A 14999-nucleotide genomic window follows, 5' to 3' on the forward strand; every position below is an offset into this window, starting at 1 on the left:
CTGACCGCGGGCGCCCCGCGCACGCCCGCACCGCCACGCCGGTGCGGGCGGCCCCCGCCGCTTCCGCCCCATCTCCCTTGACCTCAACCGCACTTGAGGCCCCAGGCTCCCGTACGAGACCCCGGATCACCACGGATCACCACGGAGCCCCCATGCCTCTCGCCACCGACCTCCCCGACTTCCGGCGCCCCGACGCCGCCACCGTTCTCGTCAGCGCCTGGCTCGTACCGGACGCCGGCATGCAGCGCCCGGCGGCGGACGCGGTGCTCGCCGGCTGGGAGCACCAGCGGCGCCCGGACGCGATGCTGGCGCTGAGCGCCTTCCTGAGCACCGACGGCGGCCATGTCCTCAACTACGCGCAGTGGACGGACGACGCGGCGCACCTGGAGTGGGCGCACACCCGGCGCCCGGCGGCCGTCGGCCGGATCGACGAGGCCCTGCCAGGCATCCGCCGCCCCGGCCTGATCCGCTACCGCCGTCACCGCAGCCACGTCCCCGAGGCGCCCGCCGCGACCCGGCCCGCCTTCCTGACCACCCCCGCCTTCGCCACCACCGGCCCGGACGCCCAGCGGGCCCTCGCCGACACCGTCGTCGGCATGCTGGACCGCGAGCGGGTACCGGGGCTGCTCGGCGCCCATCTCCATCTCTCCCGGGACGGCGACCGGGTGCTCAACATCGCGGAGTGGGCGGACGCCGACGCCTGGCGGGAGTTCACCGCCGGGGGCGCCGCGGACCGGCTGCGGGCGGCGATCGGCGCCCTGCCCGGCGTCACGCCGGTACCGGCCGTCCCCGTGGACGACCCGGCGGCAACGGCCCCGGCGGCGCCCTCCGTCGCCCGCTACCGGCTGCACGGAACCGTGGTCAACATCCCGTCGCCGCGGTCCCGTTGACGTCGGACAGCTCGATCAGCGCCGCGGCCCCGTCCGTCCGTACCACCACCGGCGCCGCCGCGTCCCCCGGCGGCTCCCACACCGCCGCGTCGAACCGCCCCAGCCGCACGCCCGGCTCCCCCGCCGCCTCGGCACCGAGCCAGGTGTCGCCCGCCACCGCGACCACCACGGCCGTGGTGCGCGGCCCCGGCGCCACCTCCCGGCTTCCCCGCACCACCGTGACGGCCGCCGTCGCCCGTCCCTCCCGGCACATCACGTTCAGGTTGACGACCGGGCCGCCGAGCAGCCGGGAGCCGGTGGCGGCGGCACCGGGGAAGGCGAACGGGCGGAAGCGGCCGGGCAGTCGGTGCACGGCGCCGTCCACCGTCAGTTCCAGCCCGGCGCCGTCGACGACGGTGAGGATCCGCCGGACGCCGGGCAGCGAGGAGTACGGGCCGTCCCGGGTGACGTCGGCCAGGCTCACCCGCCAGGCGAAGGCGTCCCAGCCGGCGCCCGGCGGGTGGGCCGCGACCTCGCGGGTGAGCCCGCCGCCGTTGCTCCACGGCACGGCCGCCCGCCGCTCCGCACGCAGGATCCGCACGTCCCCGCCCTCTCCCCGGATGTGACGAGGCGTCACACCGTCAGCACGATCTTCCCGAACAGCTCACCCTCCGCCATCTTCGCGAAGCCCTCACGCGCCCGGTCCAGCGGCAGAGTGGAGTCGATGACCGGCCGGATGCCCTTGGCGGCACAGAAGCTGAGCAGGCCGGCCAGCTCCTCCTTGCTGCCCATCGTGGAGCCGACGATCTTCAGCTCCAGGAAGAAGATCCGGTTGAGTTCACCGCTCTTGGGGGTGAAGCCGCTGGTGGCGCCCGAGATCACCAGGGTGCCGCCGGGCCGGAGGGACTTGACGGAGTGCGACCAGGTCGCGGCGCCGACCGTCTCGATGACCGCGTCCACCCGCCCCGGCAGCCGCTCGCCGGTCGCGAACGCCGCCTCGGCGCCCAGCTCCACGGCCCGCTTGCGCTTGGTCTCGTCCCGGCTGGTGGCGAAGACCCGCAGGCCGGCGGCGGCGCCGAGCACGATGGCGGCGGTCGCCACACCGCCGCCCGCGCCCTGGACCAGCACGCTGTCCCCGGGCCGTACGCCCGCGTTGGTGAACAGCATCCGGTACGCGGTCAGCCAGGCGGTGGGCAGGCAGGCGGCCTCCTCGAAGGAGAGTTCCTTCGGCTTGGGGAGCACGTTCCAGGTGGGGACGGTGACCTGCTCGGCGAAGCTGCCCTGGTAGCGCTCGGTGAGGATGGAGGGCTTCTCGGCGGGGCCGACGCCGTGGCCGGTCTGCCCGATGACGGAGTGCAGGACGACCTCGTTGCCGTCCTGGTCGACTCCGGCGGCGTCGCAGCCGAGGATCATCGGGAGCGCGTCCTCGGTGATCCCGACGCCGCGCAGCGTCCACAGGTCGTGGTGGTTGAGGGAGGCGGCCTTCACGTCGACGGTCGTCCAGCCGGGGCGGGTCCCGGGGGCCGGGCGCTCCCCCAATTCGAGGCCGTTCAGCGGCTGGTCGCGGTCGATGCGGGCGGCGTAGGCAGCAAACATGAACCCAACGTAGGCCGCGTCCGCGCGCCGCAACAGCGCGTACGGGTGTGACACGCACCGCGTACGACCGGGCCGCGGCGGGCGGGGTCCGCGCCCCGGCCGACGTCCGCCGCACGGCGACGGGCCGGGCCCGCGCCCTCGAAGGATGCGGGCCCGGCCCGTCGGCGTGTCCGCCCGGTGCCGCGGTCAGCGGCGGGCGACGCCCTCCGCGCGGGCGGCGGCGGCCACGGCCGCGGTGACGGCCGGGGCGACCCGCTCGTCGAACGGCGAGGGGATGACGCAGTCGGCGCTGAGCTCGTCGGCGACGACGGCGGCCAGCGCCTCCGCGGCGGCGAGCTTCATGCCCTCGGTGATCTGCGAGGCGCGCACCTGCATCGCGCCGGCGAAGATGCCGGGGAAGGCCAGCACGTTGTTGATCTGGTTCGGGAAGTCGCTGCGGCCGGTGGCGACGACGGCCGCGTACTTGTGGGCGACGTCCGGGTGGATCTCCGGGTTGGGGTTGGCCATCGCGAAGATCAGCGAGTCCTTCGCCATCTTCGCCACCGCCTCCTCCGGCACGGTGCCGCCGGAGACCCCGATGAAGACGTCGGCGCCGTCCAGCGCGGCCTCCAACGCGCCGGTCAGGCCCACCTTGTTGGTGAAGCCGGCCAGCTCGCGCTTGACGTCCGTGAGGTCCTCGCGGTCCGCCGAGACGATGCCCTTGCGGTCGCACACCGCGACATCGCCGATGCCGGCGTTGATGAGGATCTTGGCGATGGCGACACCGGCCGCGCCGGCACCCGAGATGACCGCCCGCAGGTCGCCGAGCTCGCGCCCGGTGAGCTTGGCGGCGTTGCGCAGCGCGGCGAGGGTGACCACCGCGGTGCCGTGCTGGTCGTCGTGGAAGACCGGGATGTCCAGCCGCTCCTGGAGCCTGCGCTCGATCTCGAAGCACCGCGGTGCCGAGATGTCCTCCAGGTTGACGCCGCCGAAGGACGGCGCCAGCCGCGCGACGGTGTCCACGATCTCGTCGGTGTCGGTGGTGGCGAGCGCGATCGGGACCGCGTCCACGCCGCCGAACTGCTTGAAGAGGATGGCCTTGCCCTCCATCACGGGGAGCGAGGCTTCCGGGCCGATGTCGCCCAGGCCCAGCACGGCGGTGCCGTCCGTGACCACGGCCACGACCTGGGACTTCCATGTGTAGTCGTGCACGAGCTCTGGCTGCTCTGCGATGGCGCTGCACACCTTGGCGACACCCGGCGTGTACGCGAGGGACAGGTCGTCCCTGTCGCGCACCGGCACGGTCGCCTGGATGGCCATCTTGCCGCCGCGATGCAGCGCGAAGGCCGGGTCGAAGAACTCGCCGGACGTGGCGTCCGGCCCTTCCGCGCCCGTTTCGCTGTCGCTGCGAGGATTGACGATCTCCGCTGCCACTTTGTCTGACCCCTTTGTCGTAAATCTGTTGAGGGTGGCCACTCCCTGGTTGGGGGGTGGGCGGGCACCGCGTCCGCGCCCTGCTCGGCGGATAGCCGCCGCGCGGGGGGAGGTACGGACGCCGGGCGCGCCGCACACGCGCCCTGAGCCCCGGATGAGGGGTGTAACGACCCTTTCTACCGGACGGGCGTGGGAGGCGACGAGTTAGATTCGTTACCCTCCGGTACAAGGCTCCGACAATAGCGACGGAATGCCGGAAATCACCGAAGATCCCCCGCGACTGTCCGGATTTCGAGACATCACCGGCCTTTGACGCGCTTCTCGCGCCCCGCGCGCACCCGCCTCCCCTTGCGACGCAAGGGCGCGAACTCGCCTCACCCGTCCGTTATCCGATTTTGACCTCTCAGGCAGTCCGAATACCGGAGCCCGGATGGCAAGATTCCGTCACCGATCGACGTCGCGACGATCAAAGGTGCCCAAAGGTGTGTGCCCGCCCCCTTTTCACCAACTCATCGGCTGCTCACACTGGCACGTCGGTTAACCATCCGCAGGAGGATCAGCATGACCGCAGAGACCACCCGTCGCGCGGCGGCCGGCAGGTCAGGTAGGTCCAGCAAGTCCGGTAAGGGCATCGCCGCGATAGCCGCGGTCACCGCTTCGCTGCTGCTGCTCAGCGCGTGCGGTGACCAGACCCAGGAGGCGAAGGCCCGGCGGGCGGCGCAGAAGAACCGCGACACCAGTGCGCCGTTGTTCAAGATGCTGCCGAAGGACGTCCAGGACAAGGCCATGCTCCAGGTCGGTTCGGACATCACGTACAAGCCGGTGGAGTACCGCTCGAACGGCGCGGTCGCGGGCATCGATCCGGACCTCGCGGAGGCGATGGGCAAGGAACTGGGCATCAAGCTCAATTTCAACAACGCCACCTTCGACACCCTCATGGGCGGTCTGAAGTCCAAGCGCTACGACATCGCGATGTCGGCGATGACGGACACCAAGGACCGTCAGCAGGGCATCGACAGCGGCACCGGAAAGAAGATCGGTGAGGGCGTCGACTTCGTCGACTACCTCAACGTCGGCGTCTCGCTCTACACGCAGAAGGGCAAGACCAACGGCATCGACAGCTGGGAGACGCTGTGCGGCAAGAAGCTCGCCGTGCAGCGCGGCACGGTCTCCGACGACCTGGCCAAGGACAAGTCCAAGGCATGTGAGACCAACGGCCAGCAGCCCATCTCCATCGAGGCGTTCGACAACGACTCCGAGGCCCAGACGCGGCTGCGCACCGGCGGCGTGGACGCGGTCTCCAGCGACTACCCGGTCGCGGCGTACGCGGTGAAGGTCTCCGGCGGCGGCAACGACTTCCAGATGGTCGGCGGTGGCCCGCTCAAGGCGGCGCCGTACGGCATCGCCGTCCCCAAGGACCAGCAGCAGCTGCGCGACGCGCTCAAGGCCGCCGTGGAGCTCGCGATCAAGAACGGCTCGTACGCCAAGGTCCTGCAGAAGTGGGACGTCAAGGACGCCGCGGTCAAGGACGTGCAGCTCAACGGCGGCTCCTGAGCCCGCGGTTGACACCGTCCTGCGCCCCGCACCATCCGCCACGCGCCACTCCGCCGAATGCTGAAAGGCAACATCCGTGTCAGTTGACGTCGACAAGCCGGCCGAGCCGCCGGCTGCCCCTCCGCCGGCCCAGCCCGAGCCCATCAAAGCCATTCCGGTCCGCCACTACGGGCGCTGGGTCGCCGCGCTCGTCGTCATCGGGCTGCTCGCGCTGCTCGTCAAGGCGTTCGCCGCCGGGAAGGTCAACTGGGGCGCGATACCGGACTACATGTTCAACGCGGACATCCTCAAGGGTCTGCGGAACACCCTGTGGATCACGCTGCTGGCCATGGTCATCGGCATCGTGCTGGGTGTGATCCTCGCGGTCATGCGGCAGTCGAAGAACCCGGTGACCTCGACGGTCGCGTGGTTCTACATCTGGTTCTTCCGCGGCACCCCGGTCTACGTCCAGCTGTTCCTGTGGTTCAACCTCGGCCTGGTCTTCCAGTACATCGACATCATGCCGATCTACAAGGACGAGTGGTCGGACTTCATGACCCCGTTCCTGTGCGCGCTGCTGGGCCTGGGACTCAACGAGGCCGCGTACATGGCCGAGATCTGCCGAGCCGGCCTCAACGCCGTCGACGAGGGCCAGACCGAGGCGGCGCACGCGCTGGGCATGAGCCACGGCAAGACGCTGCGCCGGATCGTCGTGCCGCAGGCGATGCGGGTGATCGTGCCGCCGACCGGCAACGAGGTCATCAACATGCTCAAGACCTCGTCCCTGGTCATCGCCGTCCAGTATTACGACCTGCTCCAGGCCGCGCAGAACGTCGGCCGGGACTCCGGTGTCGTGGTCGAGATGCTGATCCTGGCCGCCGCCTGGTACCTGATCGCCACGACGGTGCTGAGCATCGGCCAGTTCTACCTGGAGCGCTACTACGCCCGCGGCTCCAGCCGCCAGCTTCCGCCCACCCCGTTCCAGCGCCTCAAGGCGAAGCTGGCCGGCCCGAACCGCGCCGGAGGTGCGGCATGAGCAGCAGCAAGTCCGGTACCCCGATGGTGAAGGCCGAGGGCGTCCACAAGTCCTTCGGCTCGGCCCACATCCTCAAGGGCATCGACCTGGAGGTGGCGCCCCGGGAGGTCTTCTGCCTGATCGGCCCGTCCGGCTCCGGCAAGTCGACGTTCCTGCGGTGCATCAACCACCTGGAGAAGATCAACGCCGGCCGGCTGTCGGTGGACGGCGAACTGGTCGGCTACCGCGAGCACCACGGCAAGCTCTACGAGCTGCGCGACCGCGAGGTCGCCGCCCGGCGCCGCGACATCGGCATGGTCTTCCAGCGCTTCAACCTCTTCCCGCACATGACCGCGGTGGAGAACATCATGGAGGCGCCGGTCCAGGTCAAGGGCGAGTCCAAGGCGTCCGCGCGGGAGCGGGCGGTCAAGCTGCTGGACCGGGTCGGCCTGGCCGACAAGGCCGGCAACTACCCCTCGCAGCTCTCCGGCGGGCAGCAGCAGCGGGTGGCCATCGCCCGCGCGCTGGCCATGGAGCCCAAGCTGATGCTCTTCGACGAGCCGACCTCGGCCCTCGACCCGGAGCTGGTCGGCGACGTCCTGGACGTCATGAAGGACCTGGCCGCGGACGGTATGACGATGGTCGTGGTGACCCACGAGATGGGCTTCGCCCGCGAGGTCGGCGACTCGCTGGTCTTCATGGACGACGGCGTGGTGGTCGAGTCCGGCCACCCGCGCGAGGTCCTGACCAACCCGCAGCACGAGCGGACCCAGTCGTTCCTGTCCAAGGTCCTCTGAGTCCCCGCGGCCCCGCGGAACGACGCGGCGGGCGGCACCTTCGGGGTGCCGCCCGCCGCCGCCCGCCACCGCGGCTACTTCAGCGCCAGCACGAGGCTGTCCGTCGGCGACGCCCATACGGCGCGCGCCTCCGCGAAGCCCGCCTCACGCAGCACCTGGGCGTGCCACCGCACGGAGGGGGTGTCGCCGTCCGCGTGCTCGCCGTAGATCGCGAAGCGCTCGGCGGTCGGCCCGGCCAGCCGCGGGTCGGCGGCGGCCAGCTGCCACCACTCGGCCCAGTCGACCGCGCCGGCTTCCTTGGCGCGGTCCATCCGCGCGTGCCGGAACGCCCGCTCGGCGGCGTCGATCCGCGGTGTGGAACCGTCGGGCATGTGGTCGGCGTTGAGGAACACCCCGCCGTCCCGGACGAGCCCGCCCAGCTGCCCGTAGAGCCCCCGCAGGTCCTCCGAGTGCAGCCAGTGCAGCGCCGTCGCGGTCAGCACCGCGTCGTACGAGTCGTACGGCAGCAGGGCGGTCCACTGCGGGTCCTTGAGGTCGGCCCGGACGAAGCGGATCCGGTCCTCGCCCGCGAAGTGGCCCTGCGCGATGGCCAGGAGGGCCGGGTCCAGGTCGACGCCCACGCTCTCGGCCTTCGGGAACCGCTTCAGCAGCCGGTCGGAGATGCTGCCGGTACCGCATGCCAGATCGAGCACCCTGGGCGCCGGGCCCACCAGCGCCTCGACCATGTCGAGCATCACCCGGAACCGCTCCTCGCGGTCGGGCATGTACCACTCCTGCTGCCGGTCCCAACTGTCCTGCCACGTCTGCCAGTCGTCGCCCATGGCGGTCTCGGTCATCACAACCCCTCCGGCCCGTAATACCCTCGTAGTGACAACACCCATTACGAATGCTCGCACTCGCACCTTAGACGCGTCCCCGTAAGGACTACAAGTGGAACTGGCCTATTACTCGGACTACGCCGTGCGGCTGGTCAACACCGAGCAGCCCGAGCGCGGCGAAGACACCCTCACCTCGGTCGAGGCGGTGCGCGAACTCTTCGGCCCCGCCCAGCAGGCCGCCCGGCGCGCCACCGACAGCGACGTGACCCGGCTGCGCCAGGTGCGCACCCGGCTGCGCGCCGTCTTCGAGGCCGCCGACGGTGGCGACGAGGTACGGGCCGTGGACCTGCTCAACGCCCTGATGATGGAGTTCCCGGTCAGCCCGCAGATCTCCGGCCACGAACACCGCGACGATGGAGGCCGCCCCAAGTGGCACCTGCACATCGCCGACCACGCGGCCAACGCCACCGCCGGCTACACCGCGACCGCCTGCATGGGCCTGGCCTTCCACCTCACCGAGCTGGGCGTGGACCGCCTGGGCATCTGCGAGGCGCGGCCGTGCCGCAACGCCTACCTCGACACCTCGACCAACCGGTCCCGGCGCTACTGCTCCGACCGCTGCGCCACCCGCGCCAACGTCGCCGCCTACCGCGCCCGCAAACGCCTGGAGAGCGAGCGCACCGGCCGCACCGCCGACCAGGCCCAGGCGGCCACCGCCCGCGGCGAGCACTGAACCCCGCGCGGCGGCCGGACCCGCGCCCAGGCGCGGGCGACCACCAGCTCGTCGGGCACCGCCCCGAACTCCCGGCTGTCGTTCTCGACATACGGGTTGTCGCCGCGCACCCACCAGCCGCCGTCCCGACGCTCCACCGCCCGCTTGACGATCAGCAGGTCCTGCCGGAACGGGTGCCGCAGCACGATGACGTCGCCGGGGCGCACCGCGGCCCCGTACTGCACCACCAGCTGGTCCCCCGGCCGGAGCGTCGGCACCATCGACGGGTTGTACACCTCGGCCAGCCCGAAGGACCGCAGCAGCCCGCCGTGCGCCGGCTCCACACCGCCGCCGTCCCGCTCCGGCTCCCGCACCCGCTCCGGCATCCCGTACCTCCCGGTCCCGCCCCGGTTCGCACCCTTCACCGGTCCATCCTCCATCAGTCGCAACCCGGCACTGGACTTTTGCCCTAAGACCCCCGGGCCACCCGCGAAAAGCCTTCCCGCACCGAGTAATCTCGCACCTGAGAAGACGATCACGAGGAAGGACTGAACATGCTTTCCCGCCTGTTCGCCCCCAAGGTCAGGGTCAGCGCGCACTGCGACCTGCCCTGCGGCGTGTACGACCCGGCCCAGGCCCGCATCGAGGCCGAGTCGGTCAAGGCCGTCCAGGAGAAGTACCAGGCCAACGAGGACGCGGACTTCCGCGCCCGCGCCATCCTGATCAAGGAGCAGCGCGCCGAGCTGGCCAAGCACCACGTCTCGGTGCTGTGGAGCGACTACTTCAAGCCCCCGCACTTCGAGAAGTACCCGCAGCTCCACCAGCTGGTCAACGACACCCTCAAGGCCCTCAGCGCCGCCAAGGCTTCCAACGACCCGAAGACGGGCGAGAAGGCCCTGGAGCTCATCGCCGAGATCGACAAGATCTTCTGGGAGACGAAGAAGGCTTGATCTTCGATCATGCCGCTTGACCTGCGATTTCTTTGGTCGCTTGGTCTTCCTGTCCGCACCCGGTCCGCAGGCCGCCGAGCACGGCGTCCATGGCGGTCCGGGTGCGGTCTTCTTCGCCCGGCCACAGGTGCGCGGAGATCCGCAGCGTGACGACCGCGGACGCGTGGCCGAGGACCAGCGTGCACGTGGCCGACCCGCGCTGTGAACGAGGGCGACGTCGACAGCCCCAGGCTCGTCGACGCCGCTGATCCAGCCTGGTGCCCCCACCGCTCCTTTCCTGGCCCTGAGGTGATGAGTTCCGTCACCGCCGTCACATCGGCGGCCTCTGGAGGCTCATCCGGGTGAGTCTTGACGAGGGGATGGAGCGACAGGTGAACGAGCACGAGCGGCTGGCCGAGCACTTCGAGCGGGAGCGCCCGCGGCTGCGTGCGGTGGCCTATCGGATGCCGGGTTCGGTGGCGGAGGCCGACGACGCGGTGCAGGACGCCTGGCTTCGGCTGAGCCGGTCCGACGAGGAACACATCGACAACCTCGGCGGATGGCTGACCACCGTCGTCGCGCGGGAGTGCCTGCACCAGCTACGGTCCCGACGGCGCCGCCGGGAAGACCCGATGGTCGAGCACCTGCCCGACCCGGTCGTCCGGGCCTCGGCCCGCGGAGCCTGAGGCCACACGACCACCGAGGCTCAGCCCCACACTCCGAGCGGCACTTCGGCACATTCCCATGGCGACGACTCATCGGACACGCCCTGATCCCCGTTTCGCTCCACGTCGTCCCGGCTCGCCGGCGGTGCGGCTGCCCAGAGCGTGGAAGCGGTTTCAAGATCCACAAGGAATCCACAAAGAAGACTGCCAGCCTGCGTCCTCCCGCGGCCCGGAAAGCGCGCCTGCGGAAGCTTCCGGACGAGGTGAAGAAGGTTATGCGTGTGTCCCGGGTGTTCAGCAGCCGTCGCCGTGTGGCGTCCGCCGCCGCATGTCTCGCCATGATCACAGCGGCGGTTGCCGGCTGTTCAGGCCATAAGACCCCGAACGCCTCCGGGGCAGCACCGGTCGCCGCAGCGGCGCCGGCCACTTCGGGTTCGTCGACGCCGGGGCCCTCCCCTTCGACCGGGGCGTCGTCGGGCGTGCTGTTCGGCGGCGACGCCCAGCTGTCCGGTCTGACACATCTCGGCCGGTCGCCGGCGATCGTGCGCACCTACGACACCCTCGACACCGCCGGCGCGTTTCCCTCCACGGACGAGACCGGCGCCCTGCGCTCCGGGGCCACCCTGCTCACCAGCCTCGGCACGGGAAAGAACCGGGACTGGGCATCGATCGCCGCGGGCACCTCGGACGCCGCCGTGCTGACATTCCTGCGTGCGGTCAACGCCGCCGCCACGACCCACCACCTGAACGCGATCTACGTGTCGTTCAATCACGAACCGAACGCGCAGATCGACGCCGGGAAGGGAAAGCCGGCACAGTTCGTCGCCGCCTGGCGCCACGTGTACCAACTGGCGGCCCACGCACACCTGAACGCCCGGAGCGGCGGCCACCTGCACTGGGTGTGGATCCTCACCGCGAGCGGCTTCCATCAGGACAGCGTCGCCAACAGTTTCTGGCCCGGCGCCCCGTACGTGGACGTGGTCGGGGCCGACGGCTACGTGTCCGGCGGCTGCACGAAGCAGCAGAGCGGCAACTACGCCGACCCGGCCAGGACCGCCACGAAACCCGACGCCATCTTCGGCCCGGCACTGACCTGGAGCACCACCCACGCCGAAGGCAAGCCGGTATTCGTCCCGGAGTGGGGCAGCGTCCCTTTCACCCACCCCGACGTCCGGCCCTCGTACATCAACGCCATGACCGAGTACGTGGTCGCCCACCCGCAGATCGGCGCCGTCATGTACTGGAACGACCACGCCCACAAAGACTCCTGCGACTACGCCCTCGACAAGGACCCTGCTTCGCAGCGCGCCCTCGCCGCCATGGGCGCCGACGCCCACTTCCGAGCACACCCCTGACACCGGCTTCGGCATCACGGCATCCGCGGGCGCGCCCAGAACCGGCCCCTGTTTCACAGGTATTGGGCCTGGTGCATGTGCTTCTGCTGTACCGCGGTGAGGGCGCGGACGGCGGAGATGCCGGCCACGGCCGCGCCGACGACGGCTGCGTCGGCCCGCCGTACCCCGTAGCCCTCCCCACAGCACCCGGCATCCGCGCGGAGCCGGGTGCTGTCGGCGTTCCGGGACCCCGGAAGAGGCGCCGAAAAAGTTTCCCCGCGGATGTCGAGCCCGGCGTCCCCGGTTCGTCGAGTGGGTGACGGCGCACCGCGCACCGAGGCGCGTCGCGGAACACGCGGACATCCGCGGAACACACGAAATACGTGACATACGTGGAACACAGGGCATACGCAGAGGAGATCGTGATGCGCTTCATGATGCTGGTCCGGATCGACGAGAGGACGGCGCCCGCCGGCGGGCCGAGCCCGGAGCTGATGGCCGAGATGGGCAGGCTGATGGACGAGATGACCAAGGCCGGGGTGCTGCTGGACACGGCCGGCCTGCGGCCGAGCGCGGAGGGCAGCCGGGTGCGGCTGTCGGGCGGGAAGCTGAGCGTGACGGACGGGCCGTTCGCCGAGGCCAAGGAGGTCATCGGCGGATATGCGCTGATCCAGGCCGCCTCGAAGGAGGAGGCCGTCGAGTGGGCAAAGCGGTTCCTGCGGGTGCACGGGGACGAGTGGGAGGTCACGAGCGAGATCCGGCAGGTGGAAGAGCCGCCGCCGGGGGCGTAGGCGGCGCTGACGCACCCGCGCCGCGGTGCGGTTTGCCGGGGCGCGGCGTGGGTGTTCTGATGTGGCCGTGGCAGCGGAGGAGACGGCGGCGGGCGAGGCGCGGCGGGCGGTCGAGGCGGTGTTCCGGATCGAGTCGCCGCGGCTGGTCGCCGGGCTGACCCGGATCGTCCGCGACGTGGGGCTCGCCGAGGAGCTGTCGCAGGACGCGCTGGTCGCCGCGCTGGAGCGGTGGCCGGAAACGGGTGTCCCGGACAATCCGGGAGCCTGGCTGATGGCCACCGCCAGGAACCGGGCGATCGACCTGGTGCGCCGCCGGGAGCGGCTGGCGCGGAAGGTCGAGGCCCTGGGGCGGGAGGCGGAGCACCGACCGGGCCCGTCCGAGGCCGACTTCGCGCGGGTCCTCGACCCCCGGGTGATCGAGGACGATCTGCTGCGGCTGGTGTTCGTCGCCTGCCATCCGGTGCTCTCCACCCAGGCGCGGGTGGCGTTGACCCTGCGGCTGCTCGGCGGGCTGCGGACGGAGGAGATCGCCCGTGCCTTCCTGGTGTCCGAGACGACCGTGCAGCAGCGGATCGTCCGGGCCAAGAAGAAGCTCGCCGCGGCCGGGGTGCCGTTCGAGGTGCCGGCTGCCGGGGAGCTGGCCGGCCGGCTGTCGTCGGTGCTGGAGGTCGTCTACCTGGTCTTCAACGAGGGGTATGCGGCGACGGCCGGGGACGACTGGATGCGTCCGGCGCTGTGCGAGGACGCGCTGCGGCTGGGCCGGATGGTGGCCGGACTGCTTCCGGACGAGCCGGAGGCGCACGGCCTGGTGGCGCTGATGGAGATCCAGGCGTCCCGGTCGGCCGCGCGGACCGGGCCGGCGGGCGAGCCGGTCCTGCTGCTGGAGCAGAACCGCGCGCGCTGGGACCGGCTGCTGATCCGGCGCGGGCTGGCCGCCCTGGCCCGCGCCGAGGAACTGGGCGGCGCGGTCGGCCCGTACGCCCTCCAGGCCGCGATCGCCGCCTGCCACGCGCGGGCGCGGACCGCGCAGGAGACCGACTGGCCGCGGATCGCGGTGCTGTACGAGGCGCTGGGCCGGGTCGCGCCGTCCCCGGTCGTGGAGCTGAACCGCGCGGTGGCGGTGGGGATGGCGTACGGGCCCGGACAGGGCCTGGCGGTGGCGGACGAGTTGGCGGCGGAACCGGCGCTGGCGGGCTACCACCTGCTGCCGAGCGTCCGCGGCGATCTGCTGGCACGGCTGGGGCGGGCCGCGGAGGCCCGGGAGGAGTTGCTGCGGGCGGCGTCGATGACCCGCAACGCCCGCGAGCGGGCCCTGTTGGAGGAGCGGGCGGCACAGGTGGAGCGGGAGGGCCGGTTGCGGCCGCCGACGGGCACCGCGCCGGATGGAGACGCCGGGCGATAGCCCGCGCGTATCCCCCCGCGGCCGCGCTACCTGCCGACCATCAGCGGGCCGTCGTGCCGGACCAGCCAGTCGCGGTACGCCTCGCTCGCCCAGGCGATCTCCATGTACGAGGCGGTCAGATCGGCGAACAGGTCGTCGGCGGAGGCGGCCGCGGCACCGTCCGGGCGGCAGGCCATGAAGAGGCGGACGGCCAGCGGGTCGCCGTGCAGCGGGCGGATCGCCATGCCGGGGCGGTCGCGGGCGGTGGGCTGGCAGGGGGTGACGACCTCGCCGGCCGTGACGAGGTCCACCGTGGTGAGGTAGTCGCCGTGCACCACGCGGGGGTTGATCCCGGCCGCGGCCCAGATGCGGCGCAGTCCGGCCCACTCGCCGTCGACGGTCGGGTCGACCATCCACTGGTCGGCCGCGAGGTCGGCGACCCGGACGACGGACCGGGCGGCGGCCGGGTGGGTGTCCGCCAGAGCGATGAACTGGGGCTCCCTGGCGAGGAGTTCGTGCTCCACCAGGCCCTCGGGCACGCGCAGCGGAGCGCCCTCGACCTCGTGCACGAAGGCGGCGTCGAGCTGCCCCATCGCGACCATGTGCAGCAGGGCGTTGGCGGACACATCGGTACGTATCGTGGTGTCGGTCTCCGGCAGCCGCACCCGCAGCCGCCGCAGCCAGCCGGCCACCGCGGGGCTGTTCGTACTGCCGATGTGCAGCCGGGCGCCCTCCTCGCGGACGGAAACCGACGCGATCTCCTCGACAAGCGCGCGCATTTCGGCCACTATCGGCCGGGCCCGGCACAGCACCGAATGCCCGAGGGGTGTCGGCCGGCTGCCGCTCGGTTCACGGAAGAAGAGCTGGCCGCCGAGGGCTTTCTCGATACGGCGCAACTGGGTCGTCAAGGAAGGCTGGGTCATGCCCAACTGCCGCGCCGCCTTGCGTACGCTGCCGGTGTCGGCGATGGCGCACAGCGCGCGAAGATGCCTTACCTCTAGCTCCACGTCCGGAGCATAAACGCGCAGGCGCAGGTCACACCAGACTCTTAAACCTGCCTGAACTCCCGCTTTTTCACAGGGATATCGCCTGGCGCTATCGCCACCTGGCATCTCCGTCTTCCGGGCGAACTCCGTTCAGACTCAA

At 71.4% G+C, this 14999-nt stretch carries 15 protein-coding genes and 2 pseudogenes; 10 read left to right on the plus strand and 7 right to left on the minus strand.

Going from position 1 to position 14999, the window contains the following annotated elements:
• Positions 1–152 precede the first annotated feature (152 nt).
• Positions 153–890: an antibiotic biosynthesis monooxygenase gene (locus GR130_RS32960; protein ID WP_159508089.1), complete on the plus strand. Its 738-nt coding sequence runs from the start codon at positions 153–155 to the stop codon at positions 888–890.
• Here the strand turns inward: GR130_RS32960 and GR130_RS32965 are convergent.
• From GR130_RS32965 to GR130_RS32975, 3 genes are all read right to left on the minus strand, one after another.
• On the minus strand, positions 862–1470 hold the full coding sequence (locus GR130_RS32965; protein WP_159508090.1) for a HutD/Ves family protein: 609 nt from the start codon (positions 1468–1470) through the stop codon (positions 862–864). The genes GR130_RS32960 and GR130_RS32965 overlap by 29 nt on opposite strands.
• Before the next feature lie 32 nt (positions 1471–1502).
• Positions 1503–2465: a zinc-binding dehydrogenase gene (locus GR130_RS32970; protein ID WP_159508091.1), complete on the minus strand. Its 963-nt coding sequence runs from the start codon at positions 2463–2465 to the stop codon at positions 1503–1505.
• Positions 2466–2651: 186 nt separating this feature from the next.
• Positions 2652–3878, minus strand: coding sequence for an NAD(P)-dependent malic enzyme (locus GR130_RS32975; protein WP_159508092.1), 1227 nt, complete (start codon positions 3876–3878; stop codon positions 2652–2654).
• A 561-nt stretch (positions 3879–4439) separates the two neighbouring features.
• Here GR130_RS32975 and GR130_RS32980 point away from each other — a divergent pair.
• From GR130_RS32980 to GR130_RS32990, 3 genes are all read left to right on the plus strand, one after another.
• A complete protein-coding gene (locus tag GR130_RS32980; RefSeq protein ID WP_159508093.1) occupies positions 4440–5432 on the plus strand; it encodes an ABC transporter substrate-binding protein in 993 nt (330 codons plus the stop codon).
• Positions 5433–5508: 76 nt separating this feature from the next.
• Positions 5509–6447 carry an amino acid ABC transporter permease gene (locus GR130_RS32985; RefSeq protein ID WP_159508094.1) on the plus strand — a complete coding sequence of 313 codons (939 nt, stop codon included), beginning with the start codon at positions 5509–5511 and terminating at the stop codon, positions 6445–6447.
• 23 nt (positions 6448–6470) lie between these two features.
• The gene (locus GR130_RS32990) at positions 6471–7223 is read left to right on the plus strand and encodes an amino acid ABC transporter ATP-binding protein (RefSeq protein WP_159510363.1); all 753 of its coding nucleotides are present in this window, start codon (positions 6471–6473) and stop codon (positions 7221–7223) included.
• 74 nt (positions 7224–7297) lie between these two features.
• Here GR130_RS32990 and GR130_RS32995 read toward each other — a convergent pair whose 3' ends face one another.
• Positions 7298–8059, minus strand: a complete 762-nt coding sequence (locus GR130_RS32995) for a class I SAM-dependent methyltransferase (protein WP_159508095.1) — start codon at positions 8057–8059, stop codon at positions 7298–7300.
• A 94-nt stretch (positions 8060–8153) separates the two neighbouring features.
• On the opposite strand from GR130_RS32995, the gene GR130_RS33000 reads away from it, so the two are divergent.
• Positions 8154–8774 (plus strand): CGNR zinc finger domain-containing protein, encoded by a 621-nt coding sequence (locus GR130_RS33000; protein ID WP_159508096.1) that lies wholly within the window; start codon positions 8154–8156, stop codon positions 8772–8774.
• On the opposite strand, the gene sodX is transcribed toward GR130_RS33000, so the two are convergent.
• Positions 8687–9139: a nickel-type superoxide dismutase maturation protease gene (gene sodX, locus GR130_RS33005; RefSeq protein WP_159510364.1), complete on the minus strand. Its 453-nt coding sequence runs from the start codon at positions 9137–9139 to the stop codon at positions 8687–8689. The two genes, GR130_RS33000 and sodX, sit on opposite strands and share 88 nt — an antisense overlap.
• A gap of 168 nt (positions 9140–9307) precedes the next feature.
• Between sodX and sodN the strand changes: the two genes are divergently transcribed.
• Positions 9308–9703, plus strand: coding sequence for a superoxide dismutase, Ni (gene sodN, locus GR130_RS33010; RefSeq protein ID WP_159508097.1), 396 nt, complete (start codon positions 9308–9310; stop codon positions 9701–9703).
• Positions 9704–9710: 7 nt separating this feature from the next.
• On the opposite strand, the pseudogene GR130_RS41705 reads toward sodN, so the two are convergent.
• Positions 9711–9881, minus strand: a pseudogene (locus tag GR130_RS41705) (tyrosine-type recombinase/integrase); the annotation flags it as partial.
• Between the two features lie 193 nt (positions 9882–10074).
• Here GR130_RS41705 and GR130_RS33020 point away from each other — a divergent pair.
• The 4 genes and pseudogenes from GR130_RS33020 to GR130_RS33035 form a co-directional block, all read left to right on the plus strand.
• Positions 10075–10350, plus strand: a pseudogene (locus GR130_RS33020) (sigma factor); the annotation flags it as partial.
• Positions 10351–10826: 476 nt separating this feature from the next.
• Entirely contained in the window at positions 10827–11702 is an 876-nt protein-coding gene (locus tag GR130_RS33025) for a glycosyl hydrolase (RefSeq protein ID WP_159508098.1), read from the plus strand.
• Positions 11703–12103: 401 nt separating this feature from the next.
• Complete coding sequence (locus tag GR130_RS33030) at positions 12104–12472, plus strand: YciI family protein (protein WP_159510365.1); 369 nt, start codon at positions 12104–12106, stop codon at positions 12470–12472.
• A 67-nt stretch (positions 12473–12539) separates the two neighbouring features.
• Positions 12540–13874: an RNA polymerase sigma factor gene (locus tag GR130_RS33035; RefSeq protein ID WP_236573770.1), complete on the plus strand. Its 1335-nt coding sequence runs from the start codon at positions 12540–12542 to the stop codon at positions 13872–13874.
• Between the two features lie 26 nt (positions 13875–13900).
• Here GR130_RS33035 and GR130_RS33040 read toward each other — a convergent pair whose 3' ends face one another.
• Positions 13901–14860, minus strand: coding sequence for a LysR family transcriptional regulator (locus tag GR130_RS33040; protein ID WP_236573772.1), 960 nt, complete (start codon positions 14858–14860; stop codon positions 13901–13903).
• Positions 14861–14999: the final 139 nt, after the last annotated feature.

Source organism: Streptomyces sp. GS7, from assembly GCF_009834125.1.
In the GTDB taxonomy this organism is placed as follows: Bacteria; Actinomycetota; Actinomycetes; order Streptomycetales; family Streptomycetaceae; genus Streptomyces.